The organism is Nocardiopsis ganjiahuensis DSM 45031, from assembly GCF_000341085.1.
Classification (GTDB): domain Bacteria; phylum Actinomycetota; class Actinomycetes; order Streptosporangiales; family Streptosporangiaceae; genus Nocardiopsis; species Nocardiopsis ganjiahuensis.
This window is the reverse complement of record NZ_ANBA01000009.1, coordinates 451,681-469,342: the sequence shown is the minus strand read 5'-3', so window position 1 is coordinate 469,342 and position 17,662 is coordinate 451,681. Positions and strand designations below refer to the sequence as shown.

The window sequence follows — 17,662 nt, the reverse complement described above, 5'->3', positions numbered from 1 at the left end:
GGGCGGCGCTGAACTCGGAGGTGGGGACGGTGGCGGGGCAGGAAGAGACCACGGGCGGGCTGGCCGTGGGGCCCGTGACCGTTCCCGCCGACGCGTTGGTGTGGAAGTTCTCCCGGTCCTCGGGGCCGGGAGGGCAGCACGTCAACACGTCGGACACCAGGGTGTCGCTGTCGTTGGACGTGGCCTCGTGCCGGGCGTTGGGCTCCACGCGGCGTGCGCGTGCCCTGGAGCGGCTGGAGGGGCGTCTGGTGGACGGTGTGCTGACGGTGTCGGCGCAGACGCACCGGTCCCAGGTCCGCAACCGGGCGGAGGCGCGTGAGCGGCTGGCCGAGATCCTGGCGGAGGCGATCGCTCCACCGCCGCCGGAGCGCCGCAAGACGCGGCCGAGCCGGTCGGCCAAGCGCCGCCGGCTGGAGGCCAAGCGTCGCCGGAGTGACGTGAAGAAGGCGCGTTCGCGGCCTCCGATGGACTGACGAAGGGCCGTCGGGTGTCGGACGGAGCGCCTCTTACGGACTTTTTTCGGGACGTCCCCCTCGGCCCCGGCGGGGGAGGGGCGGAGCGCGGCAGGCCCTGTCGGACATGGGCGGGGGCCTGGTTGATCTTCCCTGCCGAAGTCGGGTAAATTGCGGCCACTACGGCCTTCGCCGGGTTGGTGGCCCGGGATTCCGATTGACCAGGACGCCCTTGTCTCATATTCTGGTGTCATCGTTGTGGGTTCGTGCGGGCGTCCGCTGTCTCCGTAGGGGGCAGGAGGGTTGCACCGCTTCGGTCTCCACTCTGGACCCGGCGGCTGGCGGTCACGGACGGCTCGTTCCGTAATGTGATCCTCGCTTCTTACTTCTGGATGCGGATCGACGGGCTCGAACCTACGGCGTGCCCATTTCCTGTTCCTGTCCGTATCCGGAGTCCACCCACAAATGACGAGCAGCACCGAGGCCACCTCGACACCCCAGGTAGCGGTCAACGACATCGGGTCCGAGGAAGCCTTCCTCGCGGCGATCGACGAGACCATCAAGTACTTCAACGACGGTGACATTGTCGAGGGCACCATCGTGAAGGTCGATCGAGACGAGGTCTTGCTCGACATCGGCTACAAGACCGAGGGTGTGATCCCCTCCCGGGAACTGTCGATCAAGCACGACGTCGACCCCGGTGAGGTCGTTGCTGTCGGCGACCAGGTCGAAGCCCTCGTTCTCCAGAAGGAGGACAAGGAAGGCCGTCTGATCCTGTCCAAGAAGCGCGCGCAGTACGAGCGCGCCTGGGGCACGATCGAGAAGATCAAGGAAGAGGACGGCGTCGTCACCGGCACCGTCATCGAGGTCGTCAAGGGCGGCCTCATCCTCGACATCGGCCTGCGCGGCTTCCTGCCCGCGTCGCTGGTCGAGATGCGCCGCGTCCGCGACCTGCAGCCCTACGTGGGCCGCGAGCTCGAAGCGAAGATCATCGAGCTGGACAAGAACCGCAACAACGTGGTCCTGTCCCGTCGCGCCTGGCTGGAGCAGACCCAGTCCGAGGTTCGCCAGACGTTCCTCAACACCCTCCAGAAGGGTCAGATCCGCAAGGGCGTCGTCTCCTCGATCGTCAACTTCGGTGCCTTCGTGGACCTGGGTGGCGTCGACGGTCTGGTGCACGTCTCCGAGCTCTCCTGGAAGCACATCGACCACCCGAGCGAGGTTGTCGAGGTCGGCCAGGAGGTCACCGTCGAGGTTCTCGACGTGGACATGGAGCGCGAGCGCGTCTCCCTGTCGCTCAAGGCGACCCAGGAAGACCCGTGGCAGCAGTTCGCCCGGACCCACCAGATCGGCCAGGTCGTTCCCGGCAAGGTCACCAAGCTCGTTCCGTTCGGTGCGTTCGTCCGCGTCGAAGAGGGCATCGAGGGTCTGGTCCACATCTCCGAGCTGGCCGAGCGCCACGTCGAGGTGCCGGAGCAGGTCGTCCAGGTCGGCACCGAGATCTTCGTCAAGATCATCGACATCGACCTCGACCGCCGTCGCATCAGCCTCTCGCTGAAGCAGGCCAACGAGAGCGTCTCGCCCGACCAGGTGGACTTCGACCCCACCCTGTACGGCATGGCCGCGGACTACGACGAGCAGGGGAACTACAAGTACCCCGAGGGCTTCGACCCCGACAGTGGCGAGTGGCTCGAGGGCTTCGAGTCGCAGCGCGACGAGTGGGAGCGCAGCTACGCCGAGGCGCAGGCCCGCTTCGAGGCTCACCGCAAGCAGGTCGAGGAGGCGCGTGCGGCCGAGGCCGACGCCGCCAACGCTCCTGCTCCGGAGGAAGAGGAAGAGGACTACACCGGTGGTGCCCCGAGCACCGGCGGTTCGTCGTCCAGCTCCGACTCCACCAGCGGCGCGCTCGCCTCTGACGAGGCGCTGGCCGCTCTCCGCGAGAAGCTCGCGGGCGGCGAGGCCTAAACGCCTCTTCGCCGGGCTCCGGCCCGAGTGATGGTTTGCCGAAGGGCCGTCCCCACCAGCGGTGGGGGCGGCCCTTCGCCGTGCCCGGGAACGGGAGCCGGTCCTTCCCCGGGAGTTCGGTCGGCCGGGAGGCGGCGTCGCCCGCTCTGCCGTTCACCACGGGCCGACGCTGTGTCCGGGGATGCTGTGTCCGGGGAGGTCGCGGCGCTCTAGGGTGGTCTCCTGTGGGCCCCGGGCGGGGCCCGTCGAGGAGACGACGTGTTCGACATCCACCCGGCCACCCCCGACGACGCCGGTGAGATCTTCACCCTGCAACGTGCCGCCTACGTCGACGAGGCCCAGGCCTACGGCGACCCGTTCATCCTGCCGCTCACCGAGGGCCTGTCCCGGATCGAGGGGCTTCTCGCCGATGAGAGCGCTCTGGTGCTCAAGGCCGTGGTCGGGCACCGCCTGGTCGGGGCGGTGCGGGCCGGGACGACGGAGACCACCGGGGTGATCGGCCGCCTCGTGGTCGCCCCCGACCTGCGTCGGCGGGGGATCGCCCGGGCGCTGCTGACCCGGGTGGAGGACGAGCTGCGCGAGCGCAGGCCCGAGCTGACGGCGCTGACCCTGTTCACCGGGGCGCAGAGTGCGCAGAACCAGCGCCTGTACCGGGCGCTGGGGTACGCCGAGACCCATCGGGAGAGGGTCGCCGACCACCTGGTCATGGTGCACATGCGCAAGGAGCTGGAGCAGGTGACCGTGGGGTCGGCGTGACGCCGCGGTTTCCCGACCTCTAGGGTTTGGCCCATGCTGAAAGTGGGACTCACCGGTGGGATCGGTTCGGGCAAGAGCGCGGTGGCGTCAGCGCTGTCCTCCTACGGCGCGGTGGTGATCGACGCCGACGCCATCGCCCGGGAGGTCGTCGAGCCGGGAACGCCGGGGTTGGCGGAGGTCGTCGCCGAGTTCGGGGAGGGTGTGCTCACCCCCGAGGGGCGGCTGGACCGGCCCCGGCTCGGTGAGATCGTCTTCGCCGACGAGTCGCGGCTGGCCGCTCTCAACGCGATCGTCCACCCCCTGGTGGCCGAGCGCAGCGGTCGGCTGATGGAGGAGGCGCTGGCCTCCGACGCCGGGGTCGTGGTCTACGACGTGCCCCTGCTGGTGGAGAACGGGCTGGCCTCGCTCTACGACGTGGTGGTCGTGGTGGACACCCCCGACGAGGTCAGGGTGGAGCGGGTGTCGCGGGACCGCGGCATGCCGCGTGAGCAGGTGCGGGCCCGTATCGACGTCCAGGCCGACCGGGAGACCCGGCTGGCCGCGGCCGACCTGGTGGTGGACAACTCCGGTACCCGCGAGGAGCTCGACGACCGGGTCGCCGAACTGTGGCGTGAGCTCCTGGAGCGCGCCGGTTAGGGTTCGGCGCCTGCCGGGGGGCAGGCGGGCCCGGAGGCCGGGTGTCACTGCCAGAGGGCTGCGACCAGGACGTTGACGGTGGCCAGGCCCCCGGCGGTGTGGAACAGGGGCTTGACCCTGCCCTGTCCGCGCTGGGCCCGTGCGGCGAGGACGGCCGCGACGAGTACGGCGCCCCCGATGCCGATCTTCACGGCGATCTTGACGTGGTTCACCTCCAGGTCCGAGGCGTAGCGGGCGCCGACCAGCGCGATGCCGGTGGCGACCTGGACGATCGCTCCGCCGAGTACGAGGTTGGTGGAGAAGCCGCTTCTGTGGCGCATCTGCACGAAGAACGTGCCGACGACGGCGGCCATGCCGAACAGGTGGGCGGTCAGGAGGAGCAGTCTGATGATGTCGAGCACGGCCAGGGGTCCTGTTCGGTGGGGAGGGCGGTGGGACGGCGGGCGCACCGCCCACCTTCAGTAAGGCTGAAGCTTAGCAGTGGTGTCCCGAGGACGGCGGCCGGGGACCCGGGCAGGGGAGAATGGGGGCATGGCTGACGAAGACGCGCGCCCCGACGCCCCCGTGACGAGCACGTCGGTGCTGCTGCTCACCCTGACCCGGCGGATCGAGTCGGAGCTGGGCGAGGCCCTCGCCGGGCTCGGTCTGACCGTGGGCCGGCTCGGGATGCTCGGGCACATCGCGGGTGTCCCGGGCATCTCGTTCAGCGACCTGGCCCGGATGTCGCGCATCACCGTGCAGAGCGCGCACACCGCGGTGAAGGCGCTCAAGACCGCCGGACTGGTGCAGGACGACACGGCACGCGCCGGGGCCGCCTCCACCATCTCGCTCACCGACGAGGGCCACCGCGTTCTGCGGGAGGCGATGGGAGCCGTCAGCGGGGTCGACGAACGGCTGTTCGGCGCGGAGGCCGATCCGGCCCAGCGGCGGATCGGCGAGGCCGTCCGGAGCGCCTTCGCCGCCGGACGGTAGGGCGCGCGCTCCGCGGTGGAGGCGGGGCTGGAGGAGCGGATCACGGCGTGCGCCCCACCCGTGGGCGCAGGGTCTGCGGGCGCTCCTTCCCAGCGGTGACTCGGTGTGGTTCCTCCGGACCGGGATGTCGCAGGTGGTCTGTAGCGTTGGGTGGAGAGGGCGTGTTCCGTCGGGGAGAAGAGGGCAAGTGCGACCGGTCAGTGACATCAAGCGCAGTGAGGCGCCCTTCGAGGTCATCTCGGAGATGACGCCCGCGGGGGACCAGCCGCGCGCGATCGAGGAGATCACCCGCCGGGTGCGCGCGGGTGACGACCACACCGTGCTGCTGGGCGCCACGGGCACCGGTAAGACGGCGACGGTGGCGTGGACGGTCGAGCAGCTGCAGCGGCCGACGCTGGTCATGCAGCCGAACAAGACCCTGGCGGCGCAGTTCGCGAACGAGTTGCGGCAGATGCTGCCGAACAACGCGGTCGAGTACTTCGTCTCCTACTACGACTACTACCAGCCCGAGGCCTACGTCCCGCAGAGCGACACCTTCATCGAGAAGGACTCGTCGATCAACGACGAGGTGGAGCGGCTGCGGCACTCGGCGACCAACTCGCTGCTGACGCGGCGGGACACGATCGTGGTGGCGTCGGTCTCGTGCATCTACGGCCTGGGCACCCCGCAGGAGTACGTGGACCGGATGGCCCAGCTGTCGGTGGGCATGGAGGTGGACCGGGACGATCTGCTGCGCCGCCTGGTGGAGATGCAGTACACGCGCAACGACATGGCGTTCACGCGCGGGACGTTCCGGGTGCGCGGGGACACGATCGAGATCATCCCGGTGTACGAGGAGCTGGCGATCCGCATCGAGATGTTCGGTGACGAGGTCGAGCGGCTGCTGACGCTGCACCCGTTGACCGGTGAGGTGCTGGGGGAGAGCCAGGAGATGTTCATCTTCCCGGCCTCGCACTACGTGGCCGGTGAGGAGCGCACCGAGCGGGCGATCGGCACGATCGAGGCCGAGCTGGGTGAGCGGTTGGCCGAGCTGGAGGGCCAGGGCAAGCTGCTGGAGGCGCAGCGGCTCCGGATGCGCACCACGCACGACCTGGAGATGATGCGCCAGCTGGGCAGCTGCTCGGGGATCGAGAACTACTCACGGCACTTCGACGGCCGTGAGCCGGGCAGTGCGCCCAACACGCTGCTGGACTACTTCCCCGAGGACTTCCTGCTGGTCCTGGACGAGTCGCACGTGACGGTGCCGCAGATCGGTGCGATGTACGAGGGTGACGCGGCGCGCAAGCGGACCCTGGTCGACCACGGTTTCCGGCTGCCGTCGGCGATGGACAACCGGCCGTTGAGGTGGGAGGAGTTCACCAAGCGGGTCGGGCAGTCGGTGTACCTGTCGGCGACGCCGGGCAAGTACGAGCTGCGGCAGAGCGGCGGGGACGTGGTCGAGCAGGTCATCCGGCCGACCGGGCTGGTGGACCCGCAGGTGGTGGTCAAGCCGACCGACGGGCAGATCGACGACCTGGTGCACGAGATCCGGGAGCGGGCCGAGCGCTCGGAGCGGGTCCTGGTGACCACGCTGACCAAGAAGATGGCCGAGGACCTCACGGATTACTTCGCGGAGCTGGGGATCCGGGTGCGGTACCTGCACAGCGAGGTGGACACGCTGCGCAGGGTGGAGCTGCTGCGTGAGCTGCGGGTGGGCGAGTTCGACGTGCTGGTCGGCATCAACCTGCTGCGTGAGGGGCTGGACCTGCCGGAGGTGTCGCTGGTGGCGATCCTGGACGCGGACAAGGAGGGCTTCCTGCGTTCGGAGACCTCGCTGATCCAGACGATCGGCCGTGCGGCGCGCAACGTCGACGGCCAGGTGCACATGTACGCGGACAACGTCACCGACTCGATGCGGGCGGCGATCGACGAGACGACCCGGCGGCGGGACAAGCAGCTGGCGTACAACGCCGAGCACGGGATCGACCCGACGCCGCTGCGCAAGCAGATCGCGGACATCCTGGACACCCTGAACCGGGAGGACGTCGACACCGAGGAGCTCATGTCGACGGGCTACCGCCAGGGCGGCAGGTCGGCGAAGGCGCCGGTGCCGGCGTTGGGCGAGCGCGCGGACGTGTCGAGCATGCCGAGGGCGGAGCTGGCCGGGCTCATCGAGCAGTTGAGCGAGCAGATGCACCAGGCCGCGACCGACCTCCACTTCGAGCTGGCGGCCCGGTTGCGGGACGAGATCGGTGAGCTGAAGAGGGAACTTCGGGGGATGGACGCGGCCGGGGTCCAGTGAGGGACGCGGTGGCGGGAGCGCCTGCCGGTGCGGGGGTCCGGTGGTTCGGAACCCCCGCATCAGCACTCGTTTCAGTATCGAAAAGAGAACGATCACAAAACGGTTAGGTCGCGAAGTTACCTCCACGTGACATACTCTTGTGCTTTGCGTAAGGCGTATGTCGCTTTTGTCTTTTTTGGGCGTGGGGGAGTTCATGTTCGGTCGGCTACTGGGCATCGCGAGTGGCGCGGTGCTGGCGGGTCTCCTGGTGACCGGGTGCGGATCGGCCCCGGGCGGCGGCGACCCCGACGAGGTGGCCCCCACCCCTGAGCTGGGCCAGGAGCAGGAGGAGGGGGCGGAGGGCGGCGTCACCGACGCCGAGGTGATCGTGGTGTCCGACGACGGCGCGGAGATACACGAGGACTGCGCCGACCGCGAGGTCGTGGTCACCGCCGACGACGCGGTGGTCGTGCTGGACGGCGACTGCGGCCTGGTGAAGGCCACCGGGCGCAACTCCGTCGTCGAGGTGGGCACGGCAGTGAAGATCGTGCTCGTGGGCGTGGACAACCAGGTCTCCTTCGCCTCCGGAGAGCCCGAGGTGGTCAACCACGGGCGCAACACCACCGTCAGCGAAGGCGGTACCGCCCAGTACTGAGCCCGGTGCGGAACGGGCGCCGGACGTCTCCGATTCGTGTGCCGGAGCCGCCCGCCGCGGGGGTGACCGATCCCCGGAATCCGTCGTAGTGACGGATTGACCGCCCCGCCGCCGGAGAGTGACCTTCGTCCGTTACCGTTGTGCGCGTCCGTTCGCACTCGCGCCCGGGTGTGCACGCCACCGACCGGAAGACAGTGAACCGCCCTGAGTTCTCCGATTTCCGGTCACCTGTGCGGCTTCGAGGAGGTACGGTCGATTCCGTCCCGCCACTCGGGTTCGTCGGATGCGACGGATGCGACGGCCGTGCGGGGCACCGTGACGAGACTGGACCCGTCAGTCCGGCCGGGAACATGCGCTTGACGAAGGACCCGCTAGGGGAGGGATGCATGGAGGGGTGGGGCGGGTGAGCGGTTATGTCGCGCGGGTGCGACACGACGAGTCGCCCGGAGGCGACGTCGGACTCGACCCGCTGGTGCGTTCCGCCGCCCAGCGCTGGGCGGAGTCGGACCACCTCCTTCCCGAGCCCGTGGGGTTCGCGCCCAACTCCTATCCGCTGCTGACCGTCAGCGACGAGGACGGCCGTACGGTCGCCGCGGGCAGCATGCACTACACCTGGTACCAGCCGGGCGAGGTCGGCCGGATCTGGGGCGTGCCCGACCAGCACTGGCTCACCCCCATCGTCGGCGGCCCCGAGCCCGCCCGCGCCCTGGACTCCCTGCTGACCAGCTGGCGCGACCAGCTCGAGGACCTGCCCACGGGCACCGGTTCGGAGTCGGCCGCCCTGGTGAGCTGGCCCGCCCGTGACGTGGCCGGCATCATCCCGTTGCAGCGCCACGGCCTGCAGCCCTACACCGTGCTCGCCGCCCGCCAGCGCCGCCGCGGGGTTCCGCCGTCCCTGCCGCCGCGCGACGTGGCCATCCGGCTGGCCGACATCAGCGACCTGACCCAGGTGGTGGGCCTGCTGATGGAGGAGCACCGCTACGAGCAGAACTTCGGCGGGGTGTTCCTGCAGCCCGACACCGCCGAGCAGACCCGAAAGGTCGCCGCGCGGGCGCTCAACCGCTCGCGTTCGTGGATCTGGCTGGCCGAGCGCCGGGGCCGGGCCGTGGGTCTGCTGTGGGTGTCCCCGCCGGAACGCTCCCGTTGGGCCAAGTCCCTGGTCAAGGCGCGCCCGATCGCGCACATCGGCTACGGGGTGGTCTCCGCGGCCGAGCGCGGCCACGGGATCGGCACGGCCCTGGTCAGTCAGGCGCACCAGGCGCTGGACAGCCACGGGGTTGGGGTGTCGGTGCTCAACTACGCCGCGATGAACCCGCTCTCCGGCCCGTTCTGGCACCGCATGGGCTACCGCCCGGTGTGGACGACCTGGGAGGTCCGTCCCGCCCTGGCGTTGCGCTGACGTCCGTCTGAGCCGCTCCCAGGGGTCTCCGGGGCGGCTGGAGGCCGCCGCCTCCCCGCCCCCGCGGGACGGCGACCCGGTGACGGGGATCACGTCGGCTCTCCATTAGCCTGGGCGCGCAAGCGCGACGGGGCGTGGAGAGGTGGAGACGATGACCGCTGACGACCGTGGGCCCGAGGGTGCCGAGCACGTGGAGATCGTCGAGGTGGGGCCGCGCGACGGCCTCCAGAACGAGGCCGCGGTGCTGTCGGTCGAGGACCGGATCGAGCTGGTCGACCGTGCGGTGGCCGCCGGGGTGCGCCGGATCGAGGCGGTCAGTTTCGTCAACCCCAAGCGGGTGCCGCAGATGGCCGGGGCCGAGGAGGTCATGGCCGGGGTCGAGCGGGTGCCCGGGGTCTCCTTCATCGGATTGGCGCTCAACCGGCGCGGCCTGGACCGGGCGCTGGAGGCGGGCGTGTCCGAGGTCAACGTGGCGGTTCCGGCCACGGACGGGTTCTGCACGCGCAACCAGGGCTGCACGGTCGACGAGATGCTGGACTCCCTGGTCGAGATGGACCGGGCCCTGGAGGGCACGGGGGTGCCGTTGAGCGTCACCGTCTCCACGGCCTTCGGCTGCCCCTTCGACGGTGAGGTCGAGCCGGAGCGGGTGGTGGAGGTCGTGCGGCGGATCGCCGACACCGGTGCCGTGGAGGTCGCCCTGGCCGACACGATCGGGGTGGGGGTGCCCGCCCAGGTGCGGGACCTGCTGCGCCGCAGCGCCGAGGTCGCGGGAGGCCGGACCCTGCGTTGTCACTTCCACAACACCCGTAACACGGGTTATGCGAACGCGCTCGCCGCGGTGGAGGAGGGGGTGCGGGTGCTCGACTCCAGCCTGGGCGGTTTCGGCGGTTGTCCCTTCGCCCCGGCCGCCACCGGAAACATCGCCACCGAGGACCTGCTGTACCTGTTGCACCGCAGCGGCCTGCACACCGGGGTGAGCCTGTCCGGGGCGGCCGCGCTGGGCGACTGGATGGGGGAGCGGCTCGGCAAGCAGCCGCCCGCCTACCTGGGTCGGGCCGGGGGCTTCCCCGCCTGAGGTTCCGGGCGGGCGTTGGTCACATTCGACGCTCCCGCCCCCGGGGTTTCGCGGGGCGGGGGAGGATTCCGGGGCGGTGTTGCCTTCGCCACCCGGGGCCCGGCCGGTGGCGCCGGAGTGCCGTGACAGCAGGGGTTCACGGCCTTCGCGCAGGTCGGGGCAGGGAACACGGAGAGGCCGGTCGGCGTTCCCTGGTGTAGGTGAACGGGGGGCCTGTTATCCTGGTGCCCCGTGGAGTCCGACGTGTTGGAGCGGCATCAGCCGCCGCGCGGAACCGGACCGCCGCACGGCCGCTCAGCTCGTCCGAGCCCGCCGTAGCCACTCAAACCACGGGAGCAACACTTTGGCATCCGCCGCGAGTACCAAGCACCTTTTCGTTACTGGCGGCGTCGCCTCCAGTCTTGGCAAGGGCCTGACCGCCTCCAGCCTGGGTCGACTCCTGAAGTCGCGGGGCCTGCGGGTCACCATGCAGAAGCTGGACCCCTACCTCAACGTGGACCCCGGGACGATGAACCCGTTCCAGCACGGTGAGGTCTTCGTGACCGACGACGGCGCCGAGACCGACCTGGACGTGGGCCACTACGAGCGCTTCCTCGACGTCGAGCTGTCCGCCTCGGCCAACGTCACCACCGGACAGATCTACTCCAGCGTGATCGCCAAGGAGCGCCAGGGCGCCTATCTCGGTGACACCGTGCAGGTCATCCCGCACATCACCAACGAGATCAAGTCGCGCATCTACGCGATGGACGCCCCGGACGTCGACATCGTCATCACCGAGATCGGCGGCACGGTCGGCGACATCGAGTCGCAGCCCTTCCTCGAGGCGGTCCGTCAGATCCGGCACGAGATCGGCCGGGAGAACTGCTTCTTCCTGCACGTCTCTCTCATCCCGTTCCTGGGCCCGTCCGGTGAGATGAAGACCAAACCGACCCAGCACTCGGTCGCCGCCCTGCGCAGCATCGGCATCCAGCCCGACGCCATCGTGTGCCGTGCGGACCGCCCCATCACGCAGAGCCTGAAGTCCAAGATCAGCCTCATGTGCGACGTGGACGAGGCCGGTGTGGTCTCCACGCCCGACGCGCCCTCCATCTACGACATCCCCAAGGTGCTGCACCGCGAGGGTCTGGACGCCTACGTCGTGCGCCGTCTCGGCATGCCCTTCCGGGACGTGGACTGGACCGAGTGGGACGAGCTGCTGCGCCGCGTGCACCAGCCCGACCACGAGGTCACCATCGCCATGGTCGGCAAGTACATCGACCTGCCCGACGCCTACCTGTCGGTCAGCGAGGCCCTGCGCGCCGGCGGTTTCGCCACCAACACCCGCGTGAACATCCGCTGGGTGGCCAGTGACAACTGCGCCAGTCCCTCGGGTGCGGCCGCCGAGCTCGACGGCGCCGACGGCGTCCTCATCCCGGGCGGCTTCGGCGTGCGCGGCATCGAGGGCAAGCTCGGCGCGATCCGCTACGCCCGTGAGAAGGGCGTGCCGCTGCTGGGCATCTGCCTGGGGCTGCAGGGCATGGTCATCGAGTACGCGCGCAACGTGCTCGGGCTCGAGGGCGCCAACAGCCTGGAGTTCGACGACAAGGCGATCGACCCGGTCATCGCGACCATGGCCGACCAGGAGGACGTGGTCTCGGGCGACCGCGACATGGGCGGCACCATGCGTCTGGGCCTGTACCCGGCCGACCTCGGCGAGGGCACCCTGGCCCGGGACCTGTACGACGGCGCCGACCAGGCGTCCGAGCGCCACCGCCACCGGTTCGAGGTCAACAACGCCTACCGGCCCAAGCTGGAGGAGGCGGGCCTGGTGTTCTCCGGCCTCTCCCCTGATGGCAAGCTGGTGGAGTACGTGGAACTGCCCCGGGACGTGCACCCGTTCTTCATCGCGACGCAGGCGCACCCGGAGCTGCGCTCCCGCCCGACCAACGCGAACCCGCTCTTCCGCGGCCTGGTCTCCGCCTCGCTGGAGCGCAAGCGCTCCTAGCGGGAACGGCCAGGCGGGTGGGGCACGAGCCTGAGAGGGGCCGCATGGCCAACCACACCCGCCCGGTCGCCGACGAGACGACGGGGGCGTACGCGAAGATCGCGGACGCCCCCGAGTCGTGGCCGGTGGAGCGCTCCGAGGAGCGGTACCGGGGAGCCAAGTCCGGGATGGTCACGGACTGGGTGCAGATGCCCGGTGCCAACGGCGAAGGCAGCACCCTGGCTGCCCGCGACTACATGGACCACCCGGGTGCCGCGGCGATCGTGGCCCTGGACGCTCAGGGGCGGGTGCTGCTGCAGCGCCAGTACCGGCACCCCACCCAGCACACGCTGTGGGAGCTGCCGGCCGGGCTGATCGACGGCGAGGGCGAGGGGCCGCTGGCCACCGCCCGGCGCGAGCTGGTGGAGGAGTCCTCACTGCGCGCCGCGACCTGGCACAGACTTCCGGACTTCTTCCCCAGCACGGGTTTTTCCAACGAGCGCATCCACGTGTTCCTGGCACGGGACCTGAGCGAGGTGCCCGCGGAGGAGATCGACTTCGTGCGCGAGCACGAGGAGACCGACCTGGCCGCCGAGTGGCTGCCGCTGGAGCAGGCCGTGCGCGCGGTTCTGGAGGGACGCCTGCACAACGGGGCGACCGTCATCGGGATCCTCGCCGCGCACGCCGCCTCCCAGGACGGGTTCGCCTCCCTGCCCGCGGCCTCGGGCGCCTGAGCCGCCGATGAGGAGGGAACCGGGGGAGGCCGCACCGGTGACGGAACCGGGGGAGGGCGCACTCGACGCGAGCCCGCTGGGCCGGGTGCGCTCCGCCTTCCTGGACCACCTGAGCGCCGAGCGGGCCCTGGCCGACAACACTCTGCTGGCCTACCGCCGTGACCTGGGGCGTTATGCCGAGTACCTGGACGGTCAGGGGCTCCGCGACCTGGCGGGGGTGACCCCCGCCCAGGTCGGTGCGTTCCTGGGCGCCCTGCGGGAGGGCGACGGCGAACACGCTCCGCTGAGCGCGTCCTCGGCCGGACGCGCCCTGGCTGCTGTGCGGGGGCTGCACCGGTTCGCGGTGCGCGAGGGGTGGGCGGCCACCGACCCGGCCGTCGAGGTGGCTCCCCCCGCGCCGCCGATGCGCCTGCCCAAGGCGGTCCCCCTGGACACGGTGGAGCGGTTGCTGGACGCGGCCGGCCCCGCTCAGGCCCCGGCCTCGGCCGACCGCGCCGACCTGCTGGCCCAGCGCGACCGCGCCCTGCTCGAGGTGCTCTACGGCACGGGAGCGCGGGTGTCGGAGGCGGTGGGGCTGGACGTGGACGACGTCACCGAGGCGGTGGACGCGCGGGGTTCGGTCGGGCTGGTGCGGTTCCGCGGCAAGGGCGGGAAGGAACGCCTGGTGCCGTTGGGTTCCTACGCGCGCCGTGCCCTGGGCGGGTACCTGACCCGGGTGCGGCCGGTACTGGCCGCGTCGGGCAGGGGAGGGGCCGCGCTGTTCGTGAACGCGCGCGGCGGCCGACTGACCCGCCAGGGCGGTTGGGCGCTGCTGTCGGCGGTGGCCGAGCGGGCCGGGGTGGAGGGCATCTCGCCCCACACCCTCCGGCACTCCTTCGCCACCCACCTGCTCGACGGAGGGGCGGACATCCGCATCGTGCAGGAGCTGTTGGGGCACAGTTCGGTCACCACCACACAGGTCTACACGTTGGTGACGGTGGAGCGGTTGCGTGAGGTGTACGCCTCCAGCCACCCCAGAGCGCGTCGCGCGGGGGGTACGGGTGGTCCGCGGTGACAGGAGGGCCTTGCTGGTGGGGGAAGCGCTGGAGCGTTCCGGGTGAGTCCGACGTGCGGCATGTGTACCCTTCTCCTACGAGAAGAAAGGGTACGTGCGAGCAGTTCCTCCTAGTTGTGCAGGCAGGGGAATCCTCGTCGGATCATGTTGAAGTGCGCCGTGTCGTCGTTCTAGAGTCGCCGCACAGAGGTACGTTGCTGTCGACATATTGAGTTTCCGACGGCGGCCAGTCGTGGGAGGCGTCAAGAGTCCCATCGGGCCGTGGCCGGTCCGTAGGGGAGGTCAAGGGTTGTGAACTGGTCGGAGAACGACGAGGCGGCGAACACCGCACCCGTTGGCGGGGATGATCTCGCCGACCCGGTGAGCAACCCGTGGGGGACGACACGCAACACGGGGGCGGATCTGCACACCAAGAGACCCGTGCGAACATATCCGGAGCCGACGCCGCTCGACGAACACGGCCCGGCACGGATTGTAGCACTCTGTAACCAGAAGGGTGGGGTCGGTAAGACCACCACCACCATCAACCTCGGCGCCGCCATCGCCGAGTACGGCAGACGGGTGCTGCTGGTCGACTTCGACCCGCAGGGCGCGCTGTCGGTGGGCCTGGGCCGCCTGGACCCGCGCGAGCTGGACCTGACCGTCTACAACCTGCTCATGCAGCGTGACGTGACGGTCGAGGACGTCCTGCTCAAGACGGACATCGACGGACTGGACCTCATCCCGAGCAACATCGACCTGTCCGCCGCAGAGGTGCAGCTGGTCGGCGAGGTGGCCCGTGAGCAGATGCTCGGGCGCGCGCTGCGCCCGGTCATCAACGACTACGACGTCATCCTCATCGACTGCCAGCCGTCGCTGGGCCTGCTGACCGTCAACGCGCTGACCGCCGCGGACGGCGTCATCGTGCCGCTGGAGTGCGAGTTCTTCGCACTGCGCGGTGTGGCGCTGCTGATGGACACCATCCAGAAGGTCCAGGAGCGCCTCAACGAGGACCTGGTCATCGACGGTTTCCTCGGCACCATGTACGACCCGCGCACCCTGCACGCCCGCGAGGTGCTGTCCACGATCGTGGACGGGTTCGGCGACAAGGTCTACGGCACGGTGATCAACCGCACCGTGCGCTTCCCGGACGCCACCGTGGCGGGCGAACCGATCACCAGGTTCGACTCGTCCTCGGCCGGGGCCAACGCCTACCGGTCCCTGGCCAAGGAGGTGCTGGCGAGGTGGCCTCTCAGCGGTCACGACGTGTGACGCTACCCGGGGCGGACGAGCTGTTCTTCCGCCCCTCCGGCCCCGAAGAGGAGCCGGTCGAGACCGAACGCCAGTACCAGGTACCGGAACAGGACCGACAGAGCACGACCGAGACCTCGTCGGAACGGCCCGAGCGCAAGTCGAACGGTCGCGGCAAGGCCAAGGTGCGCCGCGCGCCCAAACCGAGTGGACGCCAGCGCCACGACGAGAAGATCACCGTCTATGTCTCCGGGCCCGAACTGCTGGCCCTGGAACAGACCCGGCTCTCGCTCCGCGCGGAGCACGGGTTGTCGGCCGACCGCGGCCGCCTCGTACGCGAGGCCGTCGCCGTGCTGCTCGCCGACTTCGAGGAGCACGGCTCCAGCAGCATGCTGGTGCGCCGGCTGACCGAGGAGTGACCGTCCCTTTCCGACCGCTGGGGGAGCGGACGGGAACGGGGACGACAGGCGAGGGTGTCACCGGCTGGTCCGAGCCGGTGACACCCTTGTGTCATGAGTGAAACGACGTGGACCCGTCATGGTGACTGACCGGAAGGGGAGGCCCTCGCCGACCGAGGGTGCCGACGAGGTCGACGAGAACGCCTTCCAGGTGCACCTGGAGAACTTCGAAGGGCCCTTCGACCTCCTCCTCGGGCTGATCTCCAAGCACAAGCTGGACATCACCGAGGTGTCGCTGTCGAAGGTCACCGACGAGTTCATCGCGCACATCCGCACGTTCGGCGATGACTGGGACCTGGACCAGGCCAGCAACTTCCTGCTGGTGGCGGCCACCCTGCTCGACCTCAAGGCCGCCCGGCTGCTGCCGCGCGGCGAGATCGAGGACGAGGCCGACCTGGCGCTGCTGGAGGCCCGCGACCTGTTGTTCGCCCGCCTGCTGCAGTACCGCGCCTACAAGGAGGTCGCCGCGTTCATGCGCGAGCGGTTGGCCGCGCAGGGGCGCCGGTACGCGCGGGCGGTGCCGCTGGAGGAGCGGTTCGCGGGGATGCGTCCGGACGTGCTGTTCAAACTCGGCCCCCAGGAGTTCGCGGCCCTGGCCGGCATGGTGTTCACGCCGAAGGAGCCGCCGAGCGTCTCGGTCACCCACATCCACCTCACCAAGACCTCCGTCAAGGAGCAGGGCGAGCTGATGGCGGTCGAACTCCGAGAGGCCGGACAGCTGACGTTCGCGCAGCTGACGGTCGAGTGCACCGGTACCTTCGAGGTCGTCGCCCGGTTCCTGGCGCTGCTGGAGCTGTACCGCGCATCGAACGTCGGCTTCGACCAGCCCGAACCGCTGGGCGAGCTGACCGTCACCTGGACCGGCGGCGACGTGGACGTCGAGCTGGAGTCCGAATACGACGACGAGGCGGCACCGACCGCCGAAACGACACCGGGGGAGCAGCCGTGACCGTAGAGCACACCGCCGATGTGGGTGATGTCTCCGTTCCGCCCACCCTGCGCCGCGACCTCGAGGCGGTGCTGATGGTGGTCGACCAGCCGGTGTCCGAGTACGACCTGGCCCGTGCCATGGACGTGCCGTTGGACGCGGTCACCCGCACCCTGGAGGAGCTCTCCGGGGAATACACCGCGCAGGGCCGTGGTTTCGACCTACGGGCGGTGGCCGAGGGATGGCGTGTCTACACGCGGCCCGAGTGCGCCGACATCGTCGAGCACTTCCTCAGGGAAGGGCAGGAGGTGCGGCTCACCCAGGCCGCACTCGAGACGATGGCCGTCGTCGCCTACCGCCAACCGGTCTCACGTGGCAGGGTCTCCGCTGTTCGCGGGGTCAACTGCGACGGGGTTATGCGTACCCTCGTACTGAGGGGCCTGATCGAAGAGGCCGGACACGATTCCGAGTCCGGTGCCCTGCTGTATCGGACCACCTCCTATTTCCTGGAACGGCTGGGCCTGCGAGGCCTGGACGAACTGCCTGATCTGGCGCCGTTCCTCCCCGACGACATCGAAGGTCTTGACGACACCGGTGAGCACACCTAACAACGAACGTTCCCGTGGTGCACGGGACGGACACGCCCCGCGCGGTGAGCGCGGCGACTATGACAACCGCGGCGGCCGAGGCCCCCGCGACGACCGAGGCAGGGACGACCGCCGTGGTGGCGGACGTTATGACAGGGACGACCGTCCGCGTCGGGACGACAGTGGTCGGGACGACCGCTCCCGTGGCGGCTACCAGGGTCGCGATGACAACCGTGGCCGTGGTGGTTTCCAGGGTCGCGACGACAAGCGCGGTGGTGGTTACCAGGGTCGTGATGACCGTGGTGGCCGTTCCTTCGAGCGCCGTGATGACCGTGACCGTCGTCCGCAGGGCCGGGACGACAACCGCGGCGGCCGGTTCGAGCGCGATGACCGTCCGCGTCGGGACGACAGTGGTCGGGACGACCGCTCCCGTGGCGGCTACCAGGGTCGGGACGACAACCGTGGCCGTGGTGGTTTCCAGGGCCGTGACGACAAGCGCGGCGGTGGTTACCAGGGTCGCGACGACAAGCGCGGTGGT

At 70.0% G+C, this 17,662-nt stretch carries 17 protein-coding genes; 16 read left to right on the top strand and 1 reads right to left on the bottom strand.

Annotated elements, in window-relative coordinates; translation table 11 throughout:
- Window positions 1-29 precede the first annotated feature (29 nt).
- The 4 genes from arfB to coaE all read left to right on the top strand — a co-directional run bounded on the left by arfB (window position 30) and on the right by coaE (window position 3,809).
- Window positions 30-473: an alternative ribosome rescue aminoacyl-tRNA hydrolase ArfB gene (gene arfB, locus D458_RS0113160; protein WP_017587217.1), complete on the top strand. Its 444-nt coding sequence runs from the start codon at window positions 30-32 to the stop codon at window positions 471-473.
- A gap of 444 nt (window positions 474-917) precedes the next feature.
- Window positions 918-2,417: a 30S ribosomal protein S1 gene (rpsA, locus tag D458_RS0113155; protein WP_017587216.1), complete on the top strand. Its 1,500-nt coding sequence runs from the start codon at window positions 918-920 to the stop codon at window positions 2,415-2,417.
- Window positions 2,418-2,675: 258 nt separating this feature from the next.
- A complete protein-coding gene (locus D458_RS0113150; protein WP_017587215.1) occupies window positions 2,676-3,173 on the top strand; it encodes a GNAT family N-acetyltransferase in 498 nt (165 codons plus the stop codon).
- Window positions 3,174-3,206: 33 nt separating this feature from the next.
- Window positions 3,207-3,809 carry a dephospho-CoA kinase gene (coaE, locus tag D458_RS0113145; RefSeq protein ID WP_026119263.1) on the top strand — a complete coding sequence of 201 codons (603 nt, stop codon included), beginning with the start codon at window positions 3,207-3,209 and terminating at the stop codon, window positions 3,807-3,809.
- A 44-nt stretch (window positions 3,810-3,853) separates the two neighbouring features.
- Here the strand turns inward: coaE and D458_RS0113140 are convergent, their stop codons facing one another.
- Window positions 3,854-4,210: a hypothetical protein gene (locus D458_RS0113140; RefSeq protein WP_017587213.1), complete on the bottom strand. Its 357-nt coding sequence runs from the start codon at window positions 4,208-4,210 to the stop codon at window positions 3,854-3,856.
- Between the two features lie 130 nt (window positions 4,211-4,340).
- Between D458_RS0113140 and D458_RS0113135 the strand changes: the two genes are divergently transcribed.
- The 12 genes from D458_RS0113135 to scpB all read left to right on the top strand — a co-directional run bounded on the left by D458_RS0113135 (window position 4,341) and on the right by scpB (window position 17,145).
- Window positions 4,341-4,781 carry a MarR family winged helix-turn-helix transcriptional regulator gene (locus D458_RS0113135; protein ID WP_017587212.1) on the top strand — a complete coding sequence of 147 codons (441 nt, stop codon included), beginning with the start codon at window positions 4,341-4,343 and terminating at the stop codon, window positions 4,779-4,781.
- Window positions 4,782-4,968: 187 nt separating this feature from the next.
- Window positions 4,969-7,062, top strand: coding sequence for an excinuclease ABC subunit UvrB (uvrB, locus tag D458_RS0113130; protein WP_017587211.1), 2,094 nt, complete (start codon window positions 4,969-4,971; stop codon window positions 7,060-7,062).
- Window positions 7,063-7,219: 157 nt separating this feature from the next.
- The gene (locus tag D458_RS0113125; RefSeq protein WP_239647951.1) at window positions 7,220-7,696 is read left to right on the top strand and encodes a DUF3060 domain-containing protein; all 477 of its coding nucleotides are present in this window, start codon (window positions 7,220-7,222) and stop codon (window positions 7,694-7,696) included.
- Window positions 7,697-8,099: 403 nt separating this feature from the next.
- Window positions 8,100-9,095 (top strand): GNAT family N-acetyltransferase, encoded by a 996-nt coding sequence (locus D458_RS0113120; RefSeq protein ID WP_026119261.1) that lies wholly within the window; start codon window positions 8,100-8,102, stop codon window positions 9,093-9,095.
- A gap of 151 nt (window positions 9,096-9,246) precedes the next feature.
- Window positions 9,247-10,170 carry a hydroxymethylglutaryl-CoA lyase gene (locus D458_RS0113115; protein ID WP_017587208.1) on the top strand — a complete coding sequence of 308 codons (924 nt, stop codon included), beginning with the start codon at window positions 9,247-9,249 and terminating at the stop codon, window positions 10,168-10,170.
- Between the two features lie 343 nt (window positions 10,171-10,513).
- Window positions 10,514-12,154 carry a CTP synthase gene (locus tag D458_RS0113110; protein WP_083936300.1) on the top strand — a complete coding sequence of 547 codons (1,641 nt, stop codon included), beginning with the start codon at window positions 10,514-10,516 and terminating at the stop codon, window positions 12,152-12,154.
- Between the two features lie 44 nt (window positions 12,155-12,198).
- Window positions 12,199-12,867 (top strand): NUDIX domain-containing protein, encoded by a 669-nt coding sequence (locus tag D458_RS0113105; RefSeq protein WP_017587206.1) that lies wholly within the window; start codon window positions 12,199-12,201, stop codon window positions 12,865-12,867.
- 7 nt (window positions 12,868-12,874) lie between these two features.
- Window positions 12,875-13,921, top strand: coding sequence for a site-specific tyrosine recombinase XerD (locus D458_RS0113100; RefSeq protein ID WP_083936299.1), 1,047 nt, complete (start codon window positions 12,875-12,877; stop codon window positions 13,919-13,921).
- A gap of 291 nt (window positions 13,922-14,212) precedes the next feature.
- On the top strand, window positions 14,213-15,172 hold the full coding sequence (locus tag D458_RS0113095) for a ParA family protein (RefSeq protein ID WP_017587204.1): 960 nt from the start codon (window positions 14,213-14,215) through the stop codon (window positions 15,170-15,172).
- Window positions 15,169-15,570 carry a hypothetical protein gene (locus D458_RS0113090; RefSeq protein ID WP_017587203.1) on the top strand — a complete coding sequence of 134 codons (402 nt, stop codon included), beginning with the start codon at window positions 15,169-15,171 and terminating at the stop codon, window positions 15,568-15,570. Before D458_RS0113095 ends, D458_RS0113090 begins: the two co-directional genes overlap by 4 nt.
- Before the next feature lie 118 nt (window positions 15,571-15,688).
- A complete protein-coding gene (locus D458_RS0113085; protein WP_017587202.1) occupies window positions 15,689-16,558 on the top strand; it encodes a segregation and condensation protein A in 870 nt (289 codons plus the stop codon).
- Complete coding sequence (scpB, locus tag D458_RS0113080; RefSeq protein ID WP_017587201.1) at window positions 16,555-17,145, top strand: SMC-Scp complex subunit ScpB; 591 nt, start codon at window positions 16,555-16,557, stop codon at window positions 17,143-17,145. The genes D458_RS0113085 and scpB overlap by 4 nt, the downstream gene beginning before the upstream one ends.
- Window positions 17,146-17,662 lie beyond the last annotated feature (517 nt).

Coding starts and splice junctions, on each gene's coding strand:
- D458_RS0113085 (WP_017587202.1), top strand. CDS start 15,689: ATGGTGACTGACCGGAAGGGGAGGCCCTCGCCGACCGAGGGTGCCGAC.
- D458_RS0113135 (WP_017587212.1), top strand. CDS start 4,341: ATGGCTGACGAAGACGCGCGCCCCGACGCCCCCGTGACGAGCACGTCG.
- D458_RS0113100 (WP_083936299.1), top strand. CDS start 12,875: ATGAGGAGGGAACCGGGGGAGGCCGCACCGGTGACGGAACCGGGGGAG.
- rpsA (WP_017587216.1), top strand. CDS start 918: ATGACGAGCAGCACCGAGGCCACCTCGACACCCCAGGTAGCGGTCAAC.
- D458_RS0113125 (WP_239647951.1), top strand. CDS start 7,220: ATGTCGCTTTTGTCTTTTTTGGGCGTGGGGGAGTTCATGTTCGGTCGG.
- coaE (WP_026119263.1), top strand. CDS start 3,207: ATGCTGAAAGTGGGACTCACCGGTGGGATCGGTTCGGGCAAGAGCGCG.
- D458_RS0113105 (WP_017587206.1), top strand. CDS start 12,199: ATGGCCAACCACACCCGCCCGGTCGCCGACGAGACGACGGGGGCGTAC.
- D458_RS0113115 (WP_017587208.1), top strand. CDS start 9,247: ATGACCGCTGACGACCGTGGGCCCGAGGGTGCCGAGCACGTGGAGATC.